The following is an 18,242-nucleotide window of genomic DNA, read 5'->3' as shown; positions in this document are numbered from 1 at the left end:
CAAAGGGGCGTTTACGCCCCTCATTGCAAAGAGGTTAAAATGGCTTACAGTACATTTACCCAAAAGAAAAATGACCAACTAAAAGAGCCTATGTTTTTCGGCCAATCGGTTAACGTAGCTCGTTATGACCAACAGAAGTTTGAGATTTTCGAAAAACTCATCGAAAAACAATTGAGTTTCTTTTGGCGTCCGGAAGAAGTTGATGTATCGAGCGATCGTATCGACTACAACAATCTCCCTGAGCATGAAAAACACATTTTCATCAGCAACCTTAAATATCAAACTCTGTTAGATTCCATTCAAGGTCGCAGTCCTAACGTTGCCTTACTGCCGCTGGTTTCGTTGCCAGAGCTAGAAACGTGGATTGAAACCTGGTCGTTTTCAGAGACGATTCACTCTCGCTCATACACACACATCATTCGTAACATTGTTAAAGACCCTGCTGTGGTGTTTGACGATATTGTTGAAAACGAGCACATCGTAAAACGCGCCAAAGACATCTCACATTACTACGATGATCTCATCGCAATGACTGGCGATTACCACCGTCTTGGCGAAGGTACACATCAAATTAACGGCGAAACCGTTAACGTAAGTTTGTACGAGCTTAAGAAACAGCTCTACAAATGTTTGATGTCTGTGAATGCTCTGGAAGCGATTCGCTTTTATGTCTCGTTTGCGTGTTCGTTTGCCTTTGCTGAACGTGAGTTGATGGAAGGGAATGCTAAAATCATTAAATTGATTGCACGTGATGAAGCGCTACACCTCAACGGAACTCAGCATATGGTTAATCTGCTGCGTAACGGTCAAGACGACTTCACTTTTATGCAGATTGCCGAAGAGTGTAAGCAAGACTGTTTTGACCTTTTCAAAGAAGCGGCCGAACAAGAAAAAGAGTGGGCTGAATACTTATTTAAGGATGGCTCCATGATTGGCTTAAACAAAGACATTCTTTGCCAATATGTGGAATACATTACCAATGTTCGGATGCAGGCTGTCGGTCTTGACGCAGCGTATCCAGACGCGACAAGCAACCCTATCCCATGGATTAACGCTTGGCTATCATCGGACAATGTACAGGTTGCACCACAAGAAGCAGAAATCAGCTCTTACCTTGTTGGTCAGATCGACAACGAAGTATCGGCTACCGATTTCGAGGACTTCGAGCTGTAATGCATTTAGTGACTCTGAACAAGCTGACTCAAATTCGCGCCGAAGACGATCAAACGCTTCTCGAAGCGATGGAGAGCAGCAATTTGATTCCGGAGTACAACTGTCGCGACGGGCACTGTGGTGTCTGTCGCTGTACACTCGATGAAGGCGACGTCGAATATATAGGCTTTGCTATGGCCTATTTAGCACCCAAACAAATCTTACCTTGTATCTGCAAAGCAAAGTCTGCGGTAAAAATCAGTTCAGTAAATTATCAATTACGCATCAAAACCGAAACAAATTGAAAGATTTACGTGAGATAGGTTTTAAAACTGCAAATAATAAGCGATAATCTTCCAACGTATTGTCTCCAAGGAAAGTAAGTTTTGCGCAGTAAATATTTGGCAGCAGCGTTATTAACCTCTGTTTCAACGACTGCTTCAGCGTTTGAAGATTTTTCACTTACGTCCGACCTCAATAACAGCTGTCTAAATAACATCAGTTATTGTTCCGAACCATTGGCATTTAATAAATCCACCGTTTCAGCCGATCACTATTTGCGCTTTGATGAACCAGACCTGCCTATTCACTTCACCCTCCAATCAGAAAAAGATTGGGATTACCTCGCAGAGCAAACTTATACCATTCTTGGTTTGAGTATTGTCACTGTGGGTATTATGACTCTGTTACCCGAAAGTATCACCAAGTGGGATGAAGAATCCAGAGATCTTAGTAACCTTGGTAATAAATGGAAAGAAAATGTCAAAGCGGGCCCAGTTTGGGATAGAGATGAACACTTCCTCAACTATGTAATGCACCCCTATTTTGGTGGCGTGTATTATACGTCAGCTCGTCACGCAGGCTTTAACGAGTTTGAATCTTTCCTCTACTCCGCGGCAATGTCTGGACTATTCTGGGAGTACGGTGTAGAAGCGTTTGCCGAAGTACCTTCTTGGCAAGATCTCTTTATTACACCCATGTTTGGCGCCGTTGTGGGCGAGTTGATGTTACAAGGCGAACAACACATTTTAGCCAACGATGGTGAAGTATGGGGCTCTAGTGGGTTTGGTAGTTTCACCTTGTTCTTCTTAAACCCTGTTGGTCATATTCACTATTGGGTAACCGATGCTTGGGGCGCAGACGCCGAAGGTAAGTTGACGTTTAATCAATGGTTTGACGATCCAAATGCAACAAGTTTTGCTATCGACTCCGGTGCTTCTTACGATCCAACATTTGTAGGCTATCAACTGAGTTTGAAGTTTTAATTCTATATTCTATATTGCGCACAAAAAAGCCAGGCGTTGCCTGGCTTTTTTCATTGGCAGCTTACCGTTGCTTAAGCTGCATCATCGACTTTTTTGCTGCTAGCAGGACTTTGAGGCCCATTAGTCAGCGTTTGTGAAAAGTCATGACTGAAGTGGTCTACCTGAATCGCTTGGTAGCGCAGTTCATCGGCTTGTTTAATTTTATCCACTTCTTGCTCGGTAAAGATACCTTGCTCTAACGCTGCATCCAATTTCTCGTACAACGGTAGTGCCTTGGATATCTTTTTCTCTTTGATAGCTTTAAACAGCTTTTTCTCAAGATCTTTAATACCGTACATCGCTTCAAACGCCAGCTCCATTAAGCCTACCGAGTCGTCAGTGGTATTTTCAAAGTAGCAAAGATGGGTTAAACGATCGCGCTGCTCACCCGGTACCATCATCAATTGCGCCACTTCCAAAGTCACTTTGTCATCAGGCGCAGTAAAGTGGTTACCCAATGGGAACACAACGGCTTTGAGACCTAGTCCAGCAACTTTGCTTGGAAAATTGCGGTACGCTTCTTCTAACGATTTAGCGCCCTGATGCATACAGTGTTGCAATGCGTATTCAACATACGGCAAGTCTTGCTTAAGCGAGCCATCGTCTTTGAATTTTTTAAGCACGGCAGACGCAAGATATAGGTAGCTCAGTCCATCACCAAGACGCGCAGAAATCACCTCTTTGCGTTTTAGCTCACCACCGAGTGTTAACATAGCCGTATCCGCAGAAAAAGCTAATGCGCGACTTAGACGAGTTAGGTGCTGGTAATAGCGCCCTAGCGGACCACTTGGTTTACCAACAAAGTGTGACCCAGTTAGCGCCGAGCCTAATGCACCTAACTTGTTGCCCAACGCGTGTTGAATGTGTTTAAACAAAACTGCATCAAATTCTTTCGCACCTTCTTGGGCATCAGGATTGGCCGCAGCTTCCATCTCTTTAAGCACGTAAGGATGACAACGCGTGGCTCCTTGCCCAAAAATCATCAGGTTACGAGTTAAGATGTTTGCACCTTCAACGGTAATTGCAACAGGTATACCCGCATAATGATGGCCAAGGTAGTTCATTGGTCCAACCTGGATCGCTCGACCAGAATGAATGTCCATACAATCATTCAATAAAGTACGTGCCATTTCGGTCATATGATACTTAGCGATCGCTGTCACGATGCCTGGTTTTTCGCCCATATCCAGCGAGGTGGTGGTTAAGGTACGTGACGCTTCTAGCAGATACCCTAGTCCACCGATACGTCCCATCGCTTCTGCAACACCTTCAAACTTACCGATTGACATGCCAAACTGTCTTCGTACATACGCATAAGCACCGGTAGTACGAGCGGTTAGATGTCCTACTGCCGTACCTAGTGCGGGCAAAGAGATACCGCGTCCCGCAGACAAACATTCAACCAGCATACGCCAACCTTTACCAGCGTACTCTTGTCCACCAATAATCCAGTCAATCGGTATAAAGACATCGTTGCCTCGTGTTGGACCATTCATGAATGCTAGACCGAGTGGATCATGACGCTCGCCGATTTCAACGCCTTGGTGATCTGCAGGAATCAGTGCACAGGTGATCCCAAGATCGGGTTTGTCACCAATTAGCCCTTCCGGGTCTTTAAGTTTAAACGCTAAACCTAGCACAGTAGCGACTGGAGCAAGGGTAATGTAGCGTTTGTTCCATGTCAGACGAATGCCTAACGTTTCTTTTCCTTCAAACTCTTGAGTACATACGATGCCTTGATCAGGAATTGCACCAGCATCCGAACCAGCTTCAGGTCCAGTTAGTGCAAAACAAGGTATGTCGGTGCCGTCGGCTAAACGTGGCAACCAGTAGTCTTTTTGCTCTTGAGTACCGTAGTGGCTTAACAACTCACCTGGACCTAATGAGTTCGGGACCATTACGCTAACCGCGGCACTTAGACTGCGCGTAGCAATTTTGGTTACAATGGTCGAGTTAGCTAATGAAGAAAACTCTAGTCCACCGAACTTCTTAGAAATGATCAACGAAAAAAAACGCTCTTTGCGCATGAAGTCCCACACTTCCTTCGGTAGGTCTCTATCCTCGGCCACAATTTTGTGGTCATCAAGCATAGAGAGCAAGGTCTCAACCTTGTTGTCCATAAACGCTTGTTCTTCAGCCGTTAGCTGAGGCTTCGGATAGTTGTGTAGAGTGGACCAGTTTGGTTTACCACTAAATAATTCACCATCCCACCATACACTGCCCGCTTCCATCGCTTCTTTCTCGGTACTAGAAAGCGGTGGTAGCACTTTTTTGAACAGTTTAAAGGCTGGGTCACTTATCCATTTTTGTCTTAGCGAACTCATACTTTCATCCTTTTCTTTCACATCTATCTTATAATATTAATTTAGTTATTAGCACTTACGCCTGCGGCCAGAAAAGGGATCAACTGATTAATGATCACTTCTGAATCTGCGGCCCTACCGAAATCGCTAAACGCAATCTCCATTAGAGCTTGGCTACTGGCCATGGTAAAAACACATGTTCCTAACACAAAGTGCAACCGCCAAAACAGTTGCTCGCGCGTTAGGTCTGGGCTTGCGCGGTGCACTGCAGTAATAAACTGCTGCAATACGTCATCGTAGTGATTAGTAATAAACCATCTAAGGTGGCCCTGAACATCAGAGTAACCTCGACCCACTAGCAACATAAAACGACTCGCGCCATTGTCGCGAACCGCATTAAGATTCATTAGTGGCTTTTTGATGGCTTCGAAAACTGCTTGCATGTCGTGATGAGGTTGTTGCTCAAGTTCGGTTAGCGCTCGCCCCAATGCGGGCATAAATGCTTCTAGATACTGATTAAGCACAGCTCTAATCAAACTCTTTTTGTCACCAAAATGGTAATTAACAGAAGCGAGATTGACATCGGCTTTACTGGTAATAGCGCGCAATGAAGTGTCGTTAAACCCTTGCTCTGCAAACAACCCTTCCGCCACTTGAACAATCTTCTCTTTTGTATTCACTTTATGCACGTTTCAATCACTCGTATTAAACACCTGTTTGAATACTACCCCAACAACATCACATTAACAAGAGCGCAACAAAACACACAGATCACATCAATGTCATAAAAAAAGAATTAATTTTGAACCTTTGTTGACCAACTGGGTCTTATTTACTGAAGACGGTAGATACTAAGTTGAGTGTGACTTCTATCTGTATTTTTTTCTGCCGTTGCGATGCTGCTAATTTTTCATTAACTCCTATGTTTGTATGGCTCATTCAAATTTGAATGAGCTTTTTTTTGTCCCTTGTACAGCTAGAAACCCTAGCGCTCGAGACATACCTTGACCGACAGACATAAAAAAACCGCTCAGGAGAGCGGTTTTTATTGGAGCTATTCTTTGTACTTAATTGTTTGTCACTTGCTCAACATCAGCGTCAGCAGCAACTTTCGGTAGGGATTTGCTCAGTAACGTATAACCTAGTAGAGCAGACAAGGTTGACCCCATCAAGATGCCCAAGCGCGAGAATGTATCAAATCCAAGTGATGGGTCAGTAAAGGCCAGTGACGAGATGAAAATCGACATTGTGAAGCCAATACCACACAGCACTGATACCGCGAAGATATGGTTAAAACGAACACCCGTTGGTAATTTCGCCCAGCCCAGTTTAACGGCTGCAAAACTAAACGTGAAGATACCAAGTGGTTTACCTACAAGAAGACCTAGTGCAATACCCATTGGTAGTGGCGTTGCTAAGCTTGATAGCGACACACCTTCCAACGAAATACCTGCGTTAGCAAAGGCAAATATCGGTAGGATTAAGAACGCAACATATGGGTGTAGTGCGTGTTCCAACTTCTTAAGTGGAGACTTGCCGTCTTGGCCTTTAAGTGGAATCGCAAAACCAAGTACTACACCAGCCAAGGTTGCGTGAACACCAGACTTAAGAACCGCGAACCACAGGACTGCGCCTACTAGAAGGTACCAACGAGTCTGCGAAACGCGCTTGTGGTGCATCCAGAACAACAGAGCGGTCATTGCAAAACCTACGGCTAATGCCATTGCTGAAAGGTCGCTACTGTAAAACAGAGCAATGATGACTATAACACCAAGATCATCAATGATGGCTAGCGCAAGTAAGAAGACTTTGAGGCTAACAGGAACACGTTTACCAAGTAGCGCCATAATACCCAGAGCAAAGGCAATATCGGTGGCAGCAGGAATAGCCCAACCGTTTAACGCTGCAGCGTCACCCATGTTAAACAACACGTAAACCAGGGCAGGAGCAACCATACCACCGACTGCGGCTATCGCTGGGAAAATTGCGGTTTCGCGAGTCTTAAGCGCGCCTTCCATCAACTCACGTTTTACTTCCAGACCAATCAGTAGAAAGAATACGGCCATCAAGCCATCGTTGATCCAGTGTGATACAGACATGCCTGCAACGTAGCTATGCAGTACAGCATCGTAAGTGCCATATAGGGGAGAATTGGCGATTACCATTGCAATGGCAGCTGCGATTACTAGAAGGATCCCGCCAGCGGATTCCATTTTGAAGAAGTCTTTAATGACGTCACTCATCACTATTACCTTAATTAATTGTGTCGATACTCATATAAAAGCATAACGCATTTCTATAAGTCCTTTTGTATGACTTAAGTGTAAGCAGCATTTGCGACTTAATAAACTCGGTAGTTACTGAAATAAACATCGGGAAAACCGAGGTATTAGAGCATGTAGACGTAAAACTACGAACTAATACCCCATAAGGTGCATATACCCGCCCCCTTGATGAGAACCTGTCACTTTGACAGCTCCTGACCAGTATGGCACTAGAGACGGCAGCCATTGTGTATAATTTAAGGCGTCTACCACGATATCCATTTGCTGAGATTCAATGGTAATTGCCCACGTCACGGGTATTTTTTTGCCAACATTTTGATAAGAGTATTTAATCGGACGGATTTTGATGTCGTCGTCACCTAATTTAATCATTCTTCCCGATTTATCAACAAGCACACCATATACATACGGAAGTTGCTCATTAATTCTAGACAAGGTAATAGATAGGTTTCTGCCATCTTGTAATCGAACACCAAAACGATCCCAGCCCAGTAGCTTGCTCTCGAGCAAATTAGAGCCCCACTCTTTAGAAAACCATCCCGTACCGCTCACTTCAATCTTCTTGCCATCAACACCGATTGTGCCGGTAACATTTAAAAATGGTGCGCCAAACTCATAACTGGCGACAGGCAAGAGATCGTGCTTAGGTCGATAGCCCTGATCACCTTCAAGGACATATGGGCCCACTGAGAACGAATTTAAATCTAGCGAAAATGTGTTGGTATCAATAGTTAGCTTTCCAGGCAACGGGTAACGCGTCAGAGCCTTCCACTGCCAGCTATCAATCCAAAAAAGGAAAGGTTTTGTTTCAATACCGACTTGTCCTATCCCACCACGCGCAATACGCTGCTCAAATAGATTGATTTCCCGAGTCGACAACGCAGCATTGGATACGTATACCTGCGGCTGTTTCCACCCTTTACCTCGATGCTCATCTAATGCGATGCGAAATACGTCCCACGAAGCCCAATACTCATTTCCCTCTCGGTCATGTAACAAAGCAAAGTACGTACTGGATTCGTGCTGATAATCTAGATGGAAATTAAAATCGTCCGGTAACTTAACTGCCTTACCGGGCAATACTGGTTCGAAAACCCTAAACACGTCTATCTCTCGATTCACGAAGGTGTTAGAGCTTTCACTGCTTTGTTGGGCAACAAATGTATAACGAGCCGCAAAGGCAATTAAGAACACCGCAATAGCCATTACAGTGGCAAACGCCGTTTTCTTGGTCGTCGTAGTAATTCCCATTACAATGCGTCTCTAAGCGATTTCATTGGCGAGCGTATGATTACCTGCCAAATTGGAAAGATTCCAGCCACCACCAAAGCAAGCATCGTTACTGCGATGGTTTTCGCGTATTCCCACGGTATTACATGTACTTGCATCGTCCATCCAAAAGCAAATTTTAATATCAACTCCACGACATTGTTGGCTAGAGCCAGCCCTAACGGTAGAGCGATGAGAGTAGAAATCAAACCAAACATCAGTAACTGCAATCCGCCTATGGTTAATAATTCTGCCGTCGAGATACCAAAACAACGCATTAAGATGGTATTACGTTGACGGGATATTTCGCCCGCTAAGGTAGATAAAAATATCCCAAATACGGCGATCACCAAGGTAATGTGGCCTAATGAGTCGGCAATACCAAAGGTACGATCAAACAGCGCCATGGCACGTGCATGCAATATTTCATTTTCAACAATTCGCTCTGCAGGTAACCGGTATTTTTGAACCAACTTCTCGACTAACTCACCACGTTCAGATTTGTCATAGAGATCTATCCCAAGCGCGATACTACCATTCGTCTTTAATGTCGCCTTCCAACTGGTATGCGATACAAGCACTTGGTCATAGGGGTTACCATAATCGTAGTACACGCCTGTGACCAACCAGTCTGGCCCAAGTGGCGCAGGAAGCGGTATTTTCTGGCCGATCCTAATTTTGTTTTTAAGGGCCATAGATTCGCTGATCATCACAGAGCGGCTCGAGTGCAACATCTCCCAAAACATTGGCATGGTCACTTTTACCGACAAGCCATTAAGTTCTTCAAGACTCGAACCAATACTGACAACATCCAACGTCCCTTTTGGCGTTGGGATTTCAGTTTCCCATCGATGCCACACACCTTTTACTTCGGGTTGACGAAGTAGCCACCTAGAGACAATATCTGCACTCTCTTTTGAAGGAGAAACGTAAATGTCCGCAGCCAAACGCTGTTCAAGCCATTTGTGAGTAGTCGCTCTAAAACTGCCTACCACGGTTTCTACACCAATATTTGCAGTCATAGCTAAGGTAAACGCCATCATGGCCAAACCTCGATAGCTCATGCTTGCTGCAGCATCAGCAAAAAACAGTCTCACTTTCATGCTTTTGAGTCTAAATGAGAGCTGGTTAAGCACTTCAAATACGACAAACGGCATAAACAGAGCGACCCCTACCAGCATCAAAGCAATGATGACAAACCCTGAGAAAATGGTTTGTGGAGCCTGATAAATGCCCAGCGCAATGGTGCAAAGAACCGCAGCAATGAGTGCTTGCCAAGAAAACTCTTTACCGGCAAAACGAACCAGCGACAATCGCGCGGTCAATCGAATAGGTTGAGAGCGTAGCAGGCGAATCAAAGGCCAAAAGCACGATAGTGCTGCACCACAAATCACCATCAATAAACTATAACGACTCCAGCTCCAGCTCCAATTCAGGTTTAAGTCCACATTAGCATTATATAGCGCACCTAGACTGCTCGATACTGCAGGTAACAGCTGATTCGCCAGCAACAATCCAAACGCGTTACCAAGGACCCAGCTGATTAACACGAGCAGAACTAACTCTATGGTTAATGCAATAATTAACTGCCAACCTGCCACGCCAGCTTGTCTTAAAATACCGACAATAGGCTGCCTTTGGATCAAAGAAAGCGACATCGCTTGATAAAATATGAAGAGGCCTACCAAAAATGACAGCATACCCAATGCCGTCAAATTCAGATGGAACGCCTGCGTTAGAGCGATTAATTCAGATTGGTCACTCTTTTTCAACTTCATGCCAGGGGGCAAAGATTCGGCTAAAGCATTAAGTTTTGCTTGAGGGATCTCGCTGCAGCCAATAAAGGACAGTCCTGAACTCTGACGAATTTCCCGAATATAAGCGAGATCCGCCAGCAAATTAGGCCCTTTAACGAACTCGTCTTTATCTAAAACTACCGGTCCTATTGAGTTGCCATTCATTAAAGGAATGACATCTCCGTTTTCCCAACCCATAAAGTCCAAAAATGCTTGGCTTGCTAAGACAGGATGAGGATGCTCTAGCAATGCCAGCAATGTTAGCTGGTCAAGCGAGTCACTGGAGTTTAATTGAATCAGTGAAAGCGGATCCGTGCCGACAATAGTCACGTCGGCGCCATCTTCGGTGCGCACCCGATAAAACTCGAAGGGTGCGCATTGACTGTAACCTTGGCGTCGTAAATGGACGTAGAAGGCTTGTGGGATTTTGTTCGCTATGTTTTGCGGAACGATACGGTATGGCAATGGATTAGCAAAAAGCCGGCCACCTGTTTCATAGCTACGTTGAGCATGCTGATTAATGGCCAGCACGCCTACCAATATCGAAACGCCCAGCGTCAACCCTAGCCAAACCATTAAGATTTGTAGTGGATGTCGCCGGTAATGACCAAGTAGTGCTTTAACTACGGGCCATATCATTCAATACTCCTCCTTGAAGGCGAATGGTTCGTTCCATGTATTCAGCCACTTTATTACTGTGTGTGACCAACAATAATGTACACCCTAGATCGCGGGTAAGTTTGGTCAGTAGTCGCATTACTGCTTCGGCGTTTCGTTCATCGAGACTTCCCGTAGGCTCATCCGCAAGCAGTAACTTTGGTTCCATATACAAAGCACGAGCGATAGCCGCTCGCTGCTGCTGCCCACCCGACAGCTCTTCTGGGTAACGCCCGAGTAACGGCAACAAGTCTAGCGCAGACATAATCGTTCGCCACAAGCCATCGTCGTTGTCATGGCCTTTTAACTGGCGACAAAAACGAACGTTATCGGCCACATTTAACGTTGGGATCAGATTATACTGTTGAAAGACGTTGCCAATATTATTACGTCTAAATTTGGCACGGTTGTTCTCTTTGTAACGATGCATGGCAAAATCATCAAACCAGATCTCACCTTTATCTACCTTATCCAAACCAGCAATTAGATTGAGTAGCGTACTCTTTCCAGAGCCGCTTTCTCCCATAAGGGCTATTTGTTCACCTTGCTCTAGGATCAGTTCAGCGCCCTGAAGCACAGGGTGAAATTCTTCTCCATCAACGAAACCTTTACTCAGGTTTTTAAGTGTGAGCATGCAAAAGATGTCCTTAAGTTAAGCGACCATGAAATCTACTACATTATGTGGTCTAAAAAAAGCATTCGTTAACAAATTGATTACACACGTACTATTTGTCATGGTGTTATGCTAGAACCAGTCAATTGGGCTACCCTTTTAACTGTGCTGCACGAATCACATCAATACTACTGTGTATTTCGACTATCACATTGAACTTTATCAATAATAAGAGCCACAGAGGTAAAATTGAATCAAAACATACTAGTGATTGGTGCAAACGGTTATATTGGCAGCAATTTAGTGCCACATTTACTTAACCAAGGCCATAAGGTTGTTGCATGCAGTCGACAAACCGATCTTCTTACACAGCGACTTGATGCTCACCGCAACTTGACGATCCGCCCATTAGATTTAGCCAATCAAGCGCAAATCCAAGCCGCACTCTCTGAGCCTTTTGATGTTGTCTATTTCTTGGTTCATGGTATGGCGCAAGGCGTTGATTTTCTTGAGTTTGAGCTAGAGTGGGCCTCGAATCTAACTCAGCAACTTTCGCCAGAACTGGTAGGTCGAATTATCTACCTTAGTTCGCTGATGCCGAAAAATACCGATAGCCAACACCTTATTGCGCGTAAGAAAACGGGCGAACGACTTCGAGAAGGCCCCGTTCCTGTAATAGAAGTGCGTTCGGGAGTTGTCGTTGGTGCAGGTTCTGCTGCCTTTGAAATTATGCGCGATATCGTTTGTCACCTCCCCTACATCGTCGCGCCAAAGTGGGTTGAAAAGCAGTCCAATCCGATAGCGTTGGACGATTTATTGTTTTATTTAACCGAACTGATAGCTCTACCGTTAAACCAAGAACGTGACCCTGTTATCGATGTTTCAGGTCCAGACGTTTTGTCGTACGCCGAACAATTTTCGATCATCGCTAAACACGCTAATGTTAAACACAAATTATGGCGCTTTTCATCTCTGTCGCCAAAGTTTGCAAGCCTTTGGTTACGCGTTTTAACGTCCGTCCCTCACACCATTGGCCAAGCCCTTCTGGAAGGCCTAAAACACGACTTTGTGGGTAATAACCAGAGAATTGAACAGCTCTATCCACGTCAATTGACCTCGTTTGATGACGCTGTCGCTGCAACTCTGCGTAGCGAAGGTGAATTTGTGAAAAGCAAAGTGTGGGGGTTTGATGAAGCCGCGCTCAAGCGGTGGCAGCCAGGTTATGGGTACTACCCAAAAGTGGCGGGCGCCAGTATTGTTACTGACTGTACGCCAACCCAATTATGGGATGTGATCATGGGGCTTGGCAGCCCTAAACAAGGTTATTTCTACGCTAACGGTCTGTGGCGTCTACGCGAGTGGTTGGATTTTTTTGTTGGGGGCGGTAAACCCATAAGGCGTCGGCCTCAAGGCCGCGAATTACAACTAGGCGATCACATAGATTCATGGAAAGTTATTCGTATTGAGCCTAATCGATTTGTCTCTTTACTGTTTGGAATGAAAGGCCCAGGTTTAGGAAGGCTCGAGTTTACTGTTAAACAAGTTGAGCAAGACCAAGCCTTAAAATGCAAATTAAGCGTTAAGGCTTGGTGGCACCCCCAAGGATTTTGGGGGCTTATCTATTGGTACGCAATGTTCCCAGCTCATCTATTTATATTTAGAGGTATGGTCCGAGCGATTGTGCGTAAAGCTCAAAAGCGTTCCGCCTAAGACTCGTTTTACACTGGTGTTGGAAACGCATTTGGAATTTCAGGGCGCGTTTTTCCACAATTTTCAGGAAACACCCAGTACAGGCCGTGGTATTTGATCACCGACTTGTAATCACTTTGCTTATGCACCAACAATCCTACTTCCATTGCGGTTTCTATAAACTGCTGATGGTCCCCTCTAACAAACACTCTAATCGGTTTGTGAAGTCGCTCAGCCTCAGAACCATCAATAGCTTCAAACCACTCTTCGCACTCTTTAGCGCACATCACGACCGAACTTTTTCCCTCAGTAAACACCTGGTTTTTGCCACTGATTACAAATTCGTTGGTCCAGCTCCAACCGGCCTCTTCCAAGCGATCCAACAATTGATTAATGTGTAAATCCGTAACAGGCTGCAACTCTTCCATCGACGGTAATAATTGCTGGTAAAACGACTGTAAGCGAAGAAATTCCGTATACAGAGCACTGCTATTGCCACTGCTTCGCGCCATTTTTTGCCAACCAATCAAGTCCTTCGCGACGCAGCTGTCATAGCGCTGCTTTTTGATACTATTAGTGATCCATCGCGCCAGATAATTGGTATTGCTCACTGGGGTATTGGCCACTTTCTTAGTCTCATGGGCTACCGCTAGCTCAGCAAGCGCATCATCTAGCACGCTGCGGATCTGTTGAACATAGACACTCATTAAGCTTTTCTCCCCAAAATAAAATAAAACACCACAGACAACATAGAACAAAACGCCATGGTAACCAGCATTGGCCAACTTTGCTCACTTGGCATTAGGGTGATAGCAAAGCCAACTAAACCACCAACGCCAAACCTCAATGTTCCTGCCAGCGATGATGCGGTTCCCGCAATACTCGGATACTCTTCGAGTAAAAGCGCCATCGTATTACTGCCTATAGTCGACATAACACCGACAAAAAGCATTACACTAGGGACAATCACCCATAGCCCTAAATCAAACACCCAGGCAGACAATAGTCCGAGACCGGCGATTGACTGAATGGTAAGCCCTAAACGAATCATGTAGTGCGAGCCTTTTTGCTTCACAATTCGGCCATTTAATGTCGTCATCAAAATCAATGTCACTACATTAAGTCCAAACAGGTAACCAAAGTGTTCTGGTGCGACACCATAAATATCGATATAGACGAATGAGCCCGCAGTTAAAAATGCAAACATCCCCGAAAATGAGAACGCACCGCACAACACTAATCCTAGAACGACTTTATTAGTAAGAAGTCTTGCGTAGTTTTGTAACGTAGACTTTAAGCGTAATGGTTGCCTCTTTTCTACCGGTAAGGTTTCTGGTATGTATTTTAGGATAGCGATCATGATGAGTATGGAATACACCACCAACACGCCAAAGATAAATCTCCAGCCTAAAAACACCGACAAATAGCCACCAATTAATGGTGCCGCTAACGGCGCAACGGTCATCACCAGCGTAATAAAAGACATGGTTCGAGCAAAATCTTCTCGCTGAAACATATCCCGCACTACCGCTTGGATCACAACAGCGGCAGCAGCGCCTGCAAAGCCTTGTATTGCACGAACAGCGATTAAAGTATCTATGTTAGGTGCGAAGGTACATCCAATCGCGGCCAGCCCAAATGCTGCCACCCCTGCTACCAGCACAGGTTTTCGTCCATAACTGTCTGCCAATGGCCCATGCAGCAGTTGCCCTAACGCAAACCCTACCGTGTAGATAGTAAGCGTCACTTGAACACGGTTTGCTTCGGTACCTAACCCATCAGCAATCGCGGGCATAGCCGGTAGGTATAGGTCAATCGCCAGTGGCGTTATTGCACTGATCGCACCGAGTAAAATAAAGAGGAAAAGACTCAGCTTTGGGGCTTGAACTTGGTTCATTCATGTTCCTTTGATGAAGGCCATACGGAAAGGATTTCTTGTTCGGTGAGATCTCTGTATTCGCCTGGCTCTAAGTTTGGGTCAAGAGTGATCGCACCGATCGACTCTCGATGTAACCCTTCTACTTTATTTCCGAGCGCGGCAAACATGCGCTTAACTTGATGGTATTTCCCTTCTGAAATGGTTAAGCGAGCGGTATGTAAGTCAATTTGTTCCATCACACCGGGTTTTGTCGGCTCTTTTTCATTTCGAAGCAATATCCCCTGCTCTATCTCAGCGGCATAGTGTGATTGGATAGGGTCGGCAAGCTCTACTAGGTAGGTTTTTGAACACTTGTGTTTTGGTGAGGTGATTCGATGGGACCATTGTCCGTCATCGGTGATCAGCACTAATCCTGTGGTATCCACATCCAAGCGACCAGCAAAATGCAAATCGTCATAACGAACCTCGTCTAGCAATACAAACGCCGTATGATTAAACCCGTCTTCATGCGAGCATACAAAGCCTTCGGGCTTGTAGAGCATAATATAGCGAGGTCCCTTGAGGGCTAATTCTCGTTCCTGCCAGCACACTGAATCTTGATCAGAGACTTTAACTGAGCCGCTTTTCACTGTTTTTTGATTTAGTTCTATGGCACCTGACTTGAGAAGTTTGGTCGCTTCTTTGCGAGTGACTCCTAAACAGTCACAAAGAAATTTGTCTAACCGCATTACTGCTACACCTATTATTACTTTGAGAGGATGGACGATGCTTGAAGGCACCCATGCAAATGTTGCTTGCAGAAGGAGTGGACTAAGAAATCGAACGAAGGCACTATTATACGAGTATTCGTCTTAATTGTGTGACAAATTTTACCTTCAGATGTACAAACTTCGTAATTATCAATCCGATGCCGTTAAAGCCGTTGTTCACTATTTCCGTCGTCATCACTCACCAGCGGTAATTGTTCTTCCGACGGGAGCTGGAAAGAGCTTAGTGATCGCTGAGTTGGCACGAATTGCTCGCGGTAAAGTTCTCGTTCTGACACACGTCAAAGAACTCGTCGAGCAAAATCACGCCAAGTACGAAAGTTACGGCGTCACTGCATCCATTTTTTCGGCAGGCTTAGGGCGAAAGGAACACCAGCAGCAAGTCGTCTTTGCGTCTGTACAATCGGTGGTAAACAGTTTAGAGCAGTTTAGCCAACCTTTTTCGCTAGTAGTCATCGATGAATGCCATCGAGTATCCGACAACAAAAAATCCAGTTATCAAAAAGTGCTTAGTCACCTGCAATCTATCAACCCCACTATTCGTATATTAGGTCTTACGGCAACACCATATCGCTTGGGATTGGGATGGATTTACCAATACCACACAAAGGGAATGGTGAGAACAGACACAGAGCGGTACTTTAGAGATTGTATTTACGAGCTCCCAATACAATATTTACTTGATGAATCCTTTTTAACCCCAGCCAGAATATTGGATGCGCCGACGCTAAGCTACGATTTTTCAACACTTAAACCAACGAGCATGGGAAGATTTAAAGAGTCAGAACTCGATCAGGTGCTAGACGCCAGTCGTCGAGTCACTCCACAAATCGTCCAACAAATATTAAGTGTTGCCAAAGACAAGCATGGGGTCATGATTTTTGCCGCGACAGTACGACATGCTCAAGAGGTACTAACGCTGTTACCTGATCAAGAATCAGCGATTGTCATTGGTGATACGCCGACCAAAGAACGAGACGACATCATCACGCGCTTTAAACAACGAGATATAAAGTATCTTGTCAATGTGTCTGTACTCACCACTGGATTTGACGCCCCTCATGTGGATCTCATTGCGATACTAAGGCCAACAGAGTCTGTAAGTCTCTACCAACAAATTATCGGGCGCGGGTTACGACTTTGCGACGGGAAACAAGAATGCCTGATACTCGAATATGCGGGCAATACCTTTGATTTGTATCAGCCAGAGGTTGGCGAACCTAAACCAGACTCAGACAGTGAAATCGTCACTATCCCCTGTCCAGCGTGTGGTTTCAATAATAACTTTTGGGGTAAATTAGATAGCAACGGATACTTATTAGAGCACTTTGGCCGAAAGTGCCGAGGCTACTTTGAAGATGATGATGGCCACCGAGAGCATTGCGACTACCGATTTAAGGCCAAGTATTGCAACCAATGCGGAGCAGGCAACGATATCGCGGCTCGAATATGTCATGAGTGCGACGCCGTTTTAGTGGATCCCGATAAAAAGCTTAAAGACGCTCTCAATCTAAAAAATCACTTAGTGTTTGCCTGTCACGATATGACGATGGAAACGCGCAAGGACAAGAACAATAAAAACTATTTAAAAGTTGATTATGTCAGTGAAGAAGGAGCACGCGTCAGTGAGCAATGGTTTTTAACCAGCAAAGCTCAAAAACAGCGCTTTGCAAAACAGTTTGTACGCCCACACCTTGCTGATAAACATAACCCTTATAACGCTCTAACGCCAACTGCAGCGGTCGACAATCAGCATCGTTTTCGTTTACCCTCATTTATTATTGCGGCAAAACAGGGGCGCTTTTGGACGTTAAAAGAGAAGATTTTTGACGATGAGCTTTCCGGTTAGTAATGCCCATTATGGAACAGCGAAATATCGATGCGAAAGCCGGTGAACATCTTGCCTCAAACGAATCATGATGATAGACTCCGCGCTCGCTTTAGCTGTTTGTCCATTCATTTAGTATGAAACAAACACTAGCGAACTAGCCACAAGTAAGGTCGCATTACATTGTGGGACTTAATTAATCATCAATTTCGAGAGTTATACTATGAAATTTGAAGCAGTAGTACGTACTGAACTAGGTAAAGGTGCGAGCCGCCGCCTACGTCACGCTGGTAAATTCCCAGCAGTTATCTATGGTGGTGAAGCAGAAGCAGTTGCAATCGCTCTAAACCACGATGAAGTTTTGAACCAAATGGACAAGCCTGAGTTCTACGAGTCAATCACTCTAGTGGTAGACGGCGCAGAAGTTAAGGTTAAGCCACAAGACGTTCAACGTCACGCGTTCAAGCCAAAAGTTGAGCACATGGACTTCATCCGTATCTAATTCCCTACCAAGGAATTAGCAGGATAATCCAACCTTTTGCATATACGACTATTGGATTTACCACCCGATAATCGAAAAAGAATTTGAAACCCCGAGGCCTTACCAGCCTCGGGGTTTTGTTTTATTTGGGCTTTAGTCACGCCGCAGTGATGCAGGTATTAGAGCTCAATTAAAAAGGCTAACATTACTGTTAGCCTT

At 44.9% G+C, this 18,242-nt stretch carries 15 protein-coding genes; 6 read left to right on the top strand and 9 right to left on the bottom strand.

Going from position 1 to position 18,242, the window contains the following annotated elements; all coding sequences use genetic code 11:
• Nucleotides 1-39: 39 nt before the first annotated feature.
• The 3 genes from nrdB to ST37_RS15050 all read left to right on the top strand — a co-directional run bounded on the left by nrdB (nt 40) and on the right by ST37_RS15050 (nt 2,417).
• A complete protein-coding gene (gene nrdB, locus ST37_RS15060; RefSeq protein WP_084887810.1) occupies nt 40-1,173 on the top strand; it encodes a class Ia ribonucleoside-diphosphate reductase subunit beta in 1,134 nt (377 codons plus the stop codon).
• Nucleotides 1,173-1,457 carry a 2Fe-2S iron-sulfur cluster-binding protein gene (locus ST37_RS15055; RefSeq protein ID WP_084887808.1) on the top strand — a complete coding sequence of 95 codons (285 nt, stop codon included), beginning with the start codon at nt 1,173-1,175 and terminating at the stop codon, nt 1,455-1,457. Before nrdB ends, ST37_RS15055 begins: the two co-directional genes overlap by 1 nt.
• Nucleotides 1,458-1,538: 81 nt before the next feature.
• On the top strand, nt 1,539-2,417 hold the full coding sequence (locus ST37_RS15050; protein WP_084887806.1) for a DUF3943 domain-containing protein: 879 nt from the start codon (nt 1,539-1,541) through the stop codon (nt 2,415-2,417).
• Nucleotides 2,418-2,488: 71 nt separating this feature from the next.
• Here the strand turns inward: ST37_RS15050 and ST37_RS15045 are convergent, their stop codons facing one another.
• From ST37_RS15045 to ST37_RS15020, 6 genes are all read right to left on the bottom strand, one after another.
• Nucleotides 2,489-4,780: an acyl-CoA dehydrogenase gene (locus ST37_RS15045; RefSeq protein WP_084887803.1), complete on the bottom strand. Its 2,292-nt coding sequence runs from the start codon at nt 4,778-4,780 to the stop codon at nt 2,489-2,491.
• Between the two features lie 41 nt (nt 4,781-4,821).
• Nucleotides 4,822-5,448 (bottom strand): TetR/AcrR family transcriptional regulator, encoded by a 627-nt coding sequence (locus ST37_RS15040; protein ID WP_143698210.1) that lies wholly within the window; start codon nt 5,446-5,448, stop codon nt 4,822-4,824.
• Nucleotides 5,449-5,826: 378 nt separating this feature from the next.
• Nucleotides 5,827-7,002, bottom strand: a complete 1,176-nt coding sequence (nhaA, locus tag ST37_RS15035; RefSeq protein WP_084887801.1) for a Na+/H+ antiporter NhaA — start codon at nt 7,000-7,002, stop codon at nt 5,827-5,829.
• A 174-nt stretch (nt 7,003-7,176) separates the two neighbouring features.
• Entirely contained in the window at nt 7,177-8,295 is a 1,119-nt protein-coding gene (locus ST37_RS15030) for a lipocalin-like domain-containing protein (RefSeq protein ID WP_084887800.1), read from the bottom strand.
• Nucleotides 8,295-10,748: an ABC transporter permease gene (locus ST37_RS15025; RefSeq protein WP_084887798.1), complete on the bottom strand. Its 2,454-nt coding sequence runs from the start codon at nt 10,746-10,748 to the stop codon at nt 8,295-8,297. Before ST37_RS15025 ends, ST37_RS15030 begins: the two co-directional genes overlap by 1 nt.
• On the bottom strand, nt 10,729-11,400 hold the full coding sequence (locus ST37_RS15020) for an ABC transporter ATP-binding protein (protein WP_084887796.1): 672 nt from the start codon (nt 11,398-11,400) through the stop codon (nt 10,729-10,731). The genes ST37_RS15025 and ST37_RS15020 overlap by 20 nt, the downstream gene beginning before the upstream one ends.
• Before the next feature lie 228 nt (nt 11,401-11,628).
• On the opposite strand from ST37_RS15020, the gene ST37_RS15015 reads away from it, so the two are divergent.
• Nucleotides 11,629-13,089 (top strand): DUF2867 domain-containing protein, encoded by a 1,461-nt coding sequence (locus tag ST37_RS15015; protein WP_084887794.1) that lies wholly within the window; start codon nt 11,629-11,631, stop codon nt 13,087-13,089.
• 8 nt (nt 13,090-13,097) lie between these two features.
• Here ST37_RS15015 and ST37_RS15010 read toward each other — a convergent pair whose 3' ends face one another.
• Genes ST37_RS15010 through rsuA form a run of 3 tightly spaced genes read right to left on the bottom strand, consistent with a single transcriptional unit; the run spans nt 13,098 to nt 15,675 of the window.
• Nucleotides 13,098-13,775: a DUF2913 family protein gene (locus ST37_RS15010; RefSeq protein WP_084887792.1), complete on the bottom strand. Its 678-nt coding sequence runs from the start codon at nt 13,773-13,775 to the stop codon at nt 13,098-13,100.
• Nucleotides 13,775-14,965: a Bcr/CflA family multidrug efflux MFS transporter gene (locus ST37_RS15005; protein WP_084887789.1), complete on the bottom strand. Its 1,191-nt coding sequence runs from the start codon at nt 14,963-14,965 to the stop codon at nt 13,775-13,777. Before ST37_RS15005 ends, ST37_RS15010 begins: the two co-directional genes overlap by 1 nt.
• Nucleotides 14,962-15,675: a 16S rRNA pseudouridine(516) synthase RsuA gene (gene rsuA / locus ST37_RS15000; protein ID WP_084887787.1), complete on the bottom strand. Its 714-nt coding sequence runs from the start codon at nt 15,673-15,675 to the stop codon at nt 14,962-14,964. Before rsuA ends, ST37_RS15005 begins: the two co-directional genes overlap by 4 nt.
• Nucleotides 15,676-15,826: 151 nt before the next feature.
• Between rsuA and ST37_RS14995 the strand changes: the two genes are divergently transcribed.
• Both ST37_RS14995 and rplY read left to right on the top strand, forming a co-directional pair.
• Nucleotides 15,827-17,563, top strand: a complete 1,737-nt coding sequence (locus ST37_RS14995) for a DEAD/DEAH box helicase (RefSeq protein WP_084887785.1) — start codon at nt 15,827-15,829, stop codon at nt 17,561-17,563.
• 202 nt (nt 17,564-17,765) lie between these two features.
• Nucleotides 17,766-18,044, top strand: coding sequence for a 50S ribosomal protein L25 (gene rplY, locus ST37_RS14990; RefSeq protein ID WP_084887783.1), 279 nt, complete (start codon nt 17,766-17,768; stop codon nt 18,042-18,044).
• Nucleotides 18,045-18,242 lie beyond the last annotated feature (198 nt).

The organism is Vibrio sp. qd031 (assembly GCF_002100145.1).
Lineage (GTDB): Bacteria > Pseudomonadota > Gammaproteobacteria > Enterobacterales > Vibrionaceae > Vibrio.
Note: the sequence above shows the minus strand (reverse complement) of the source record. Positions and strands in the feature narration are given on the sequence as shown.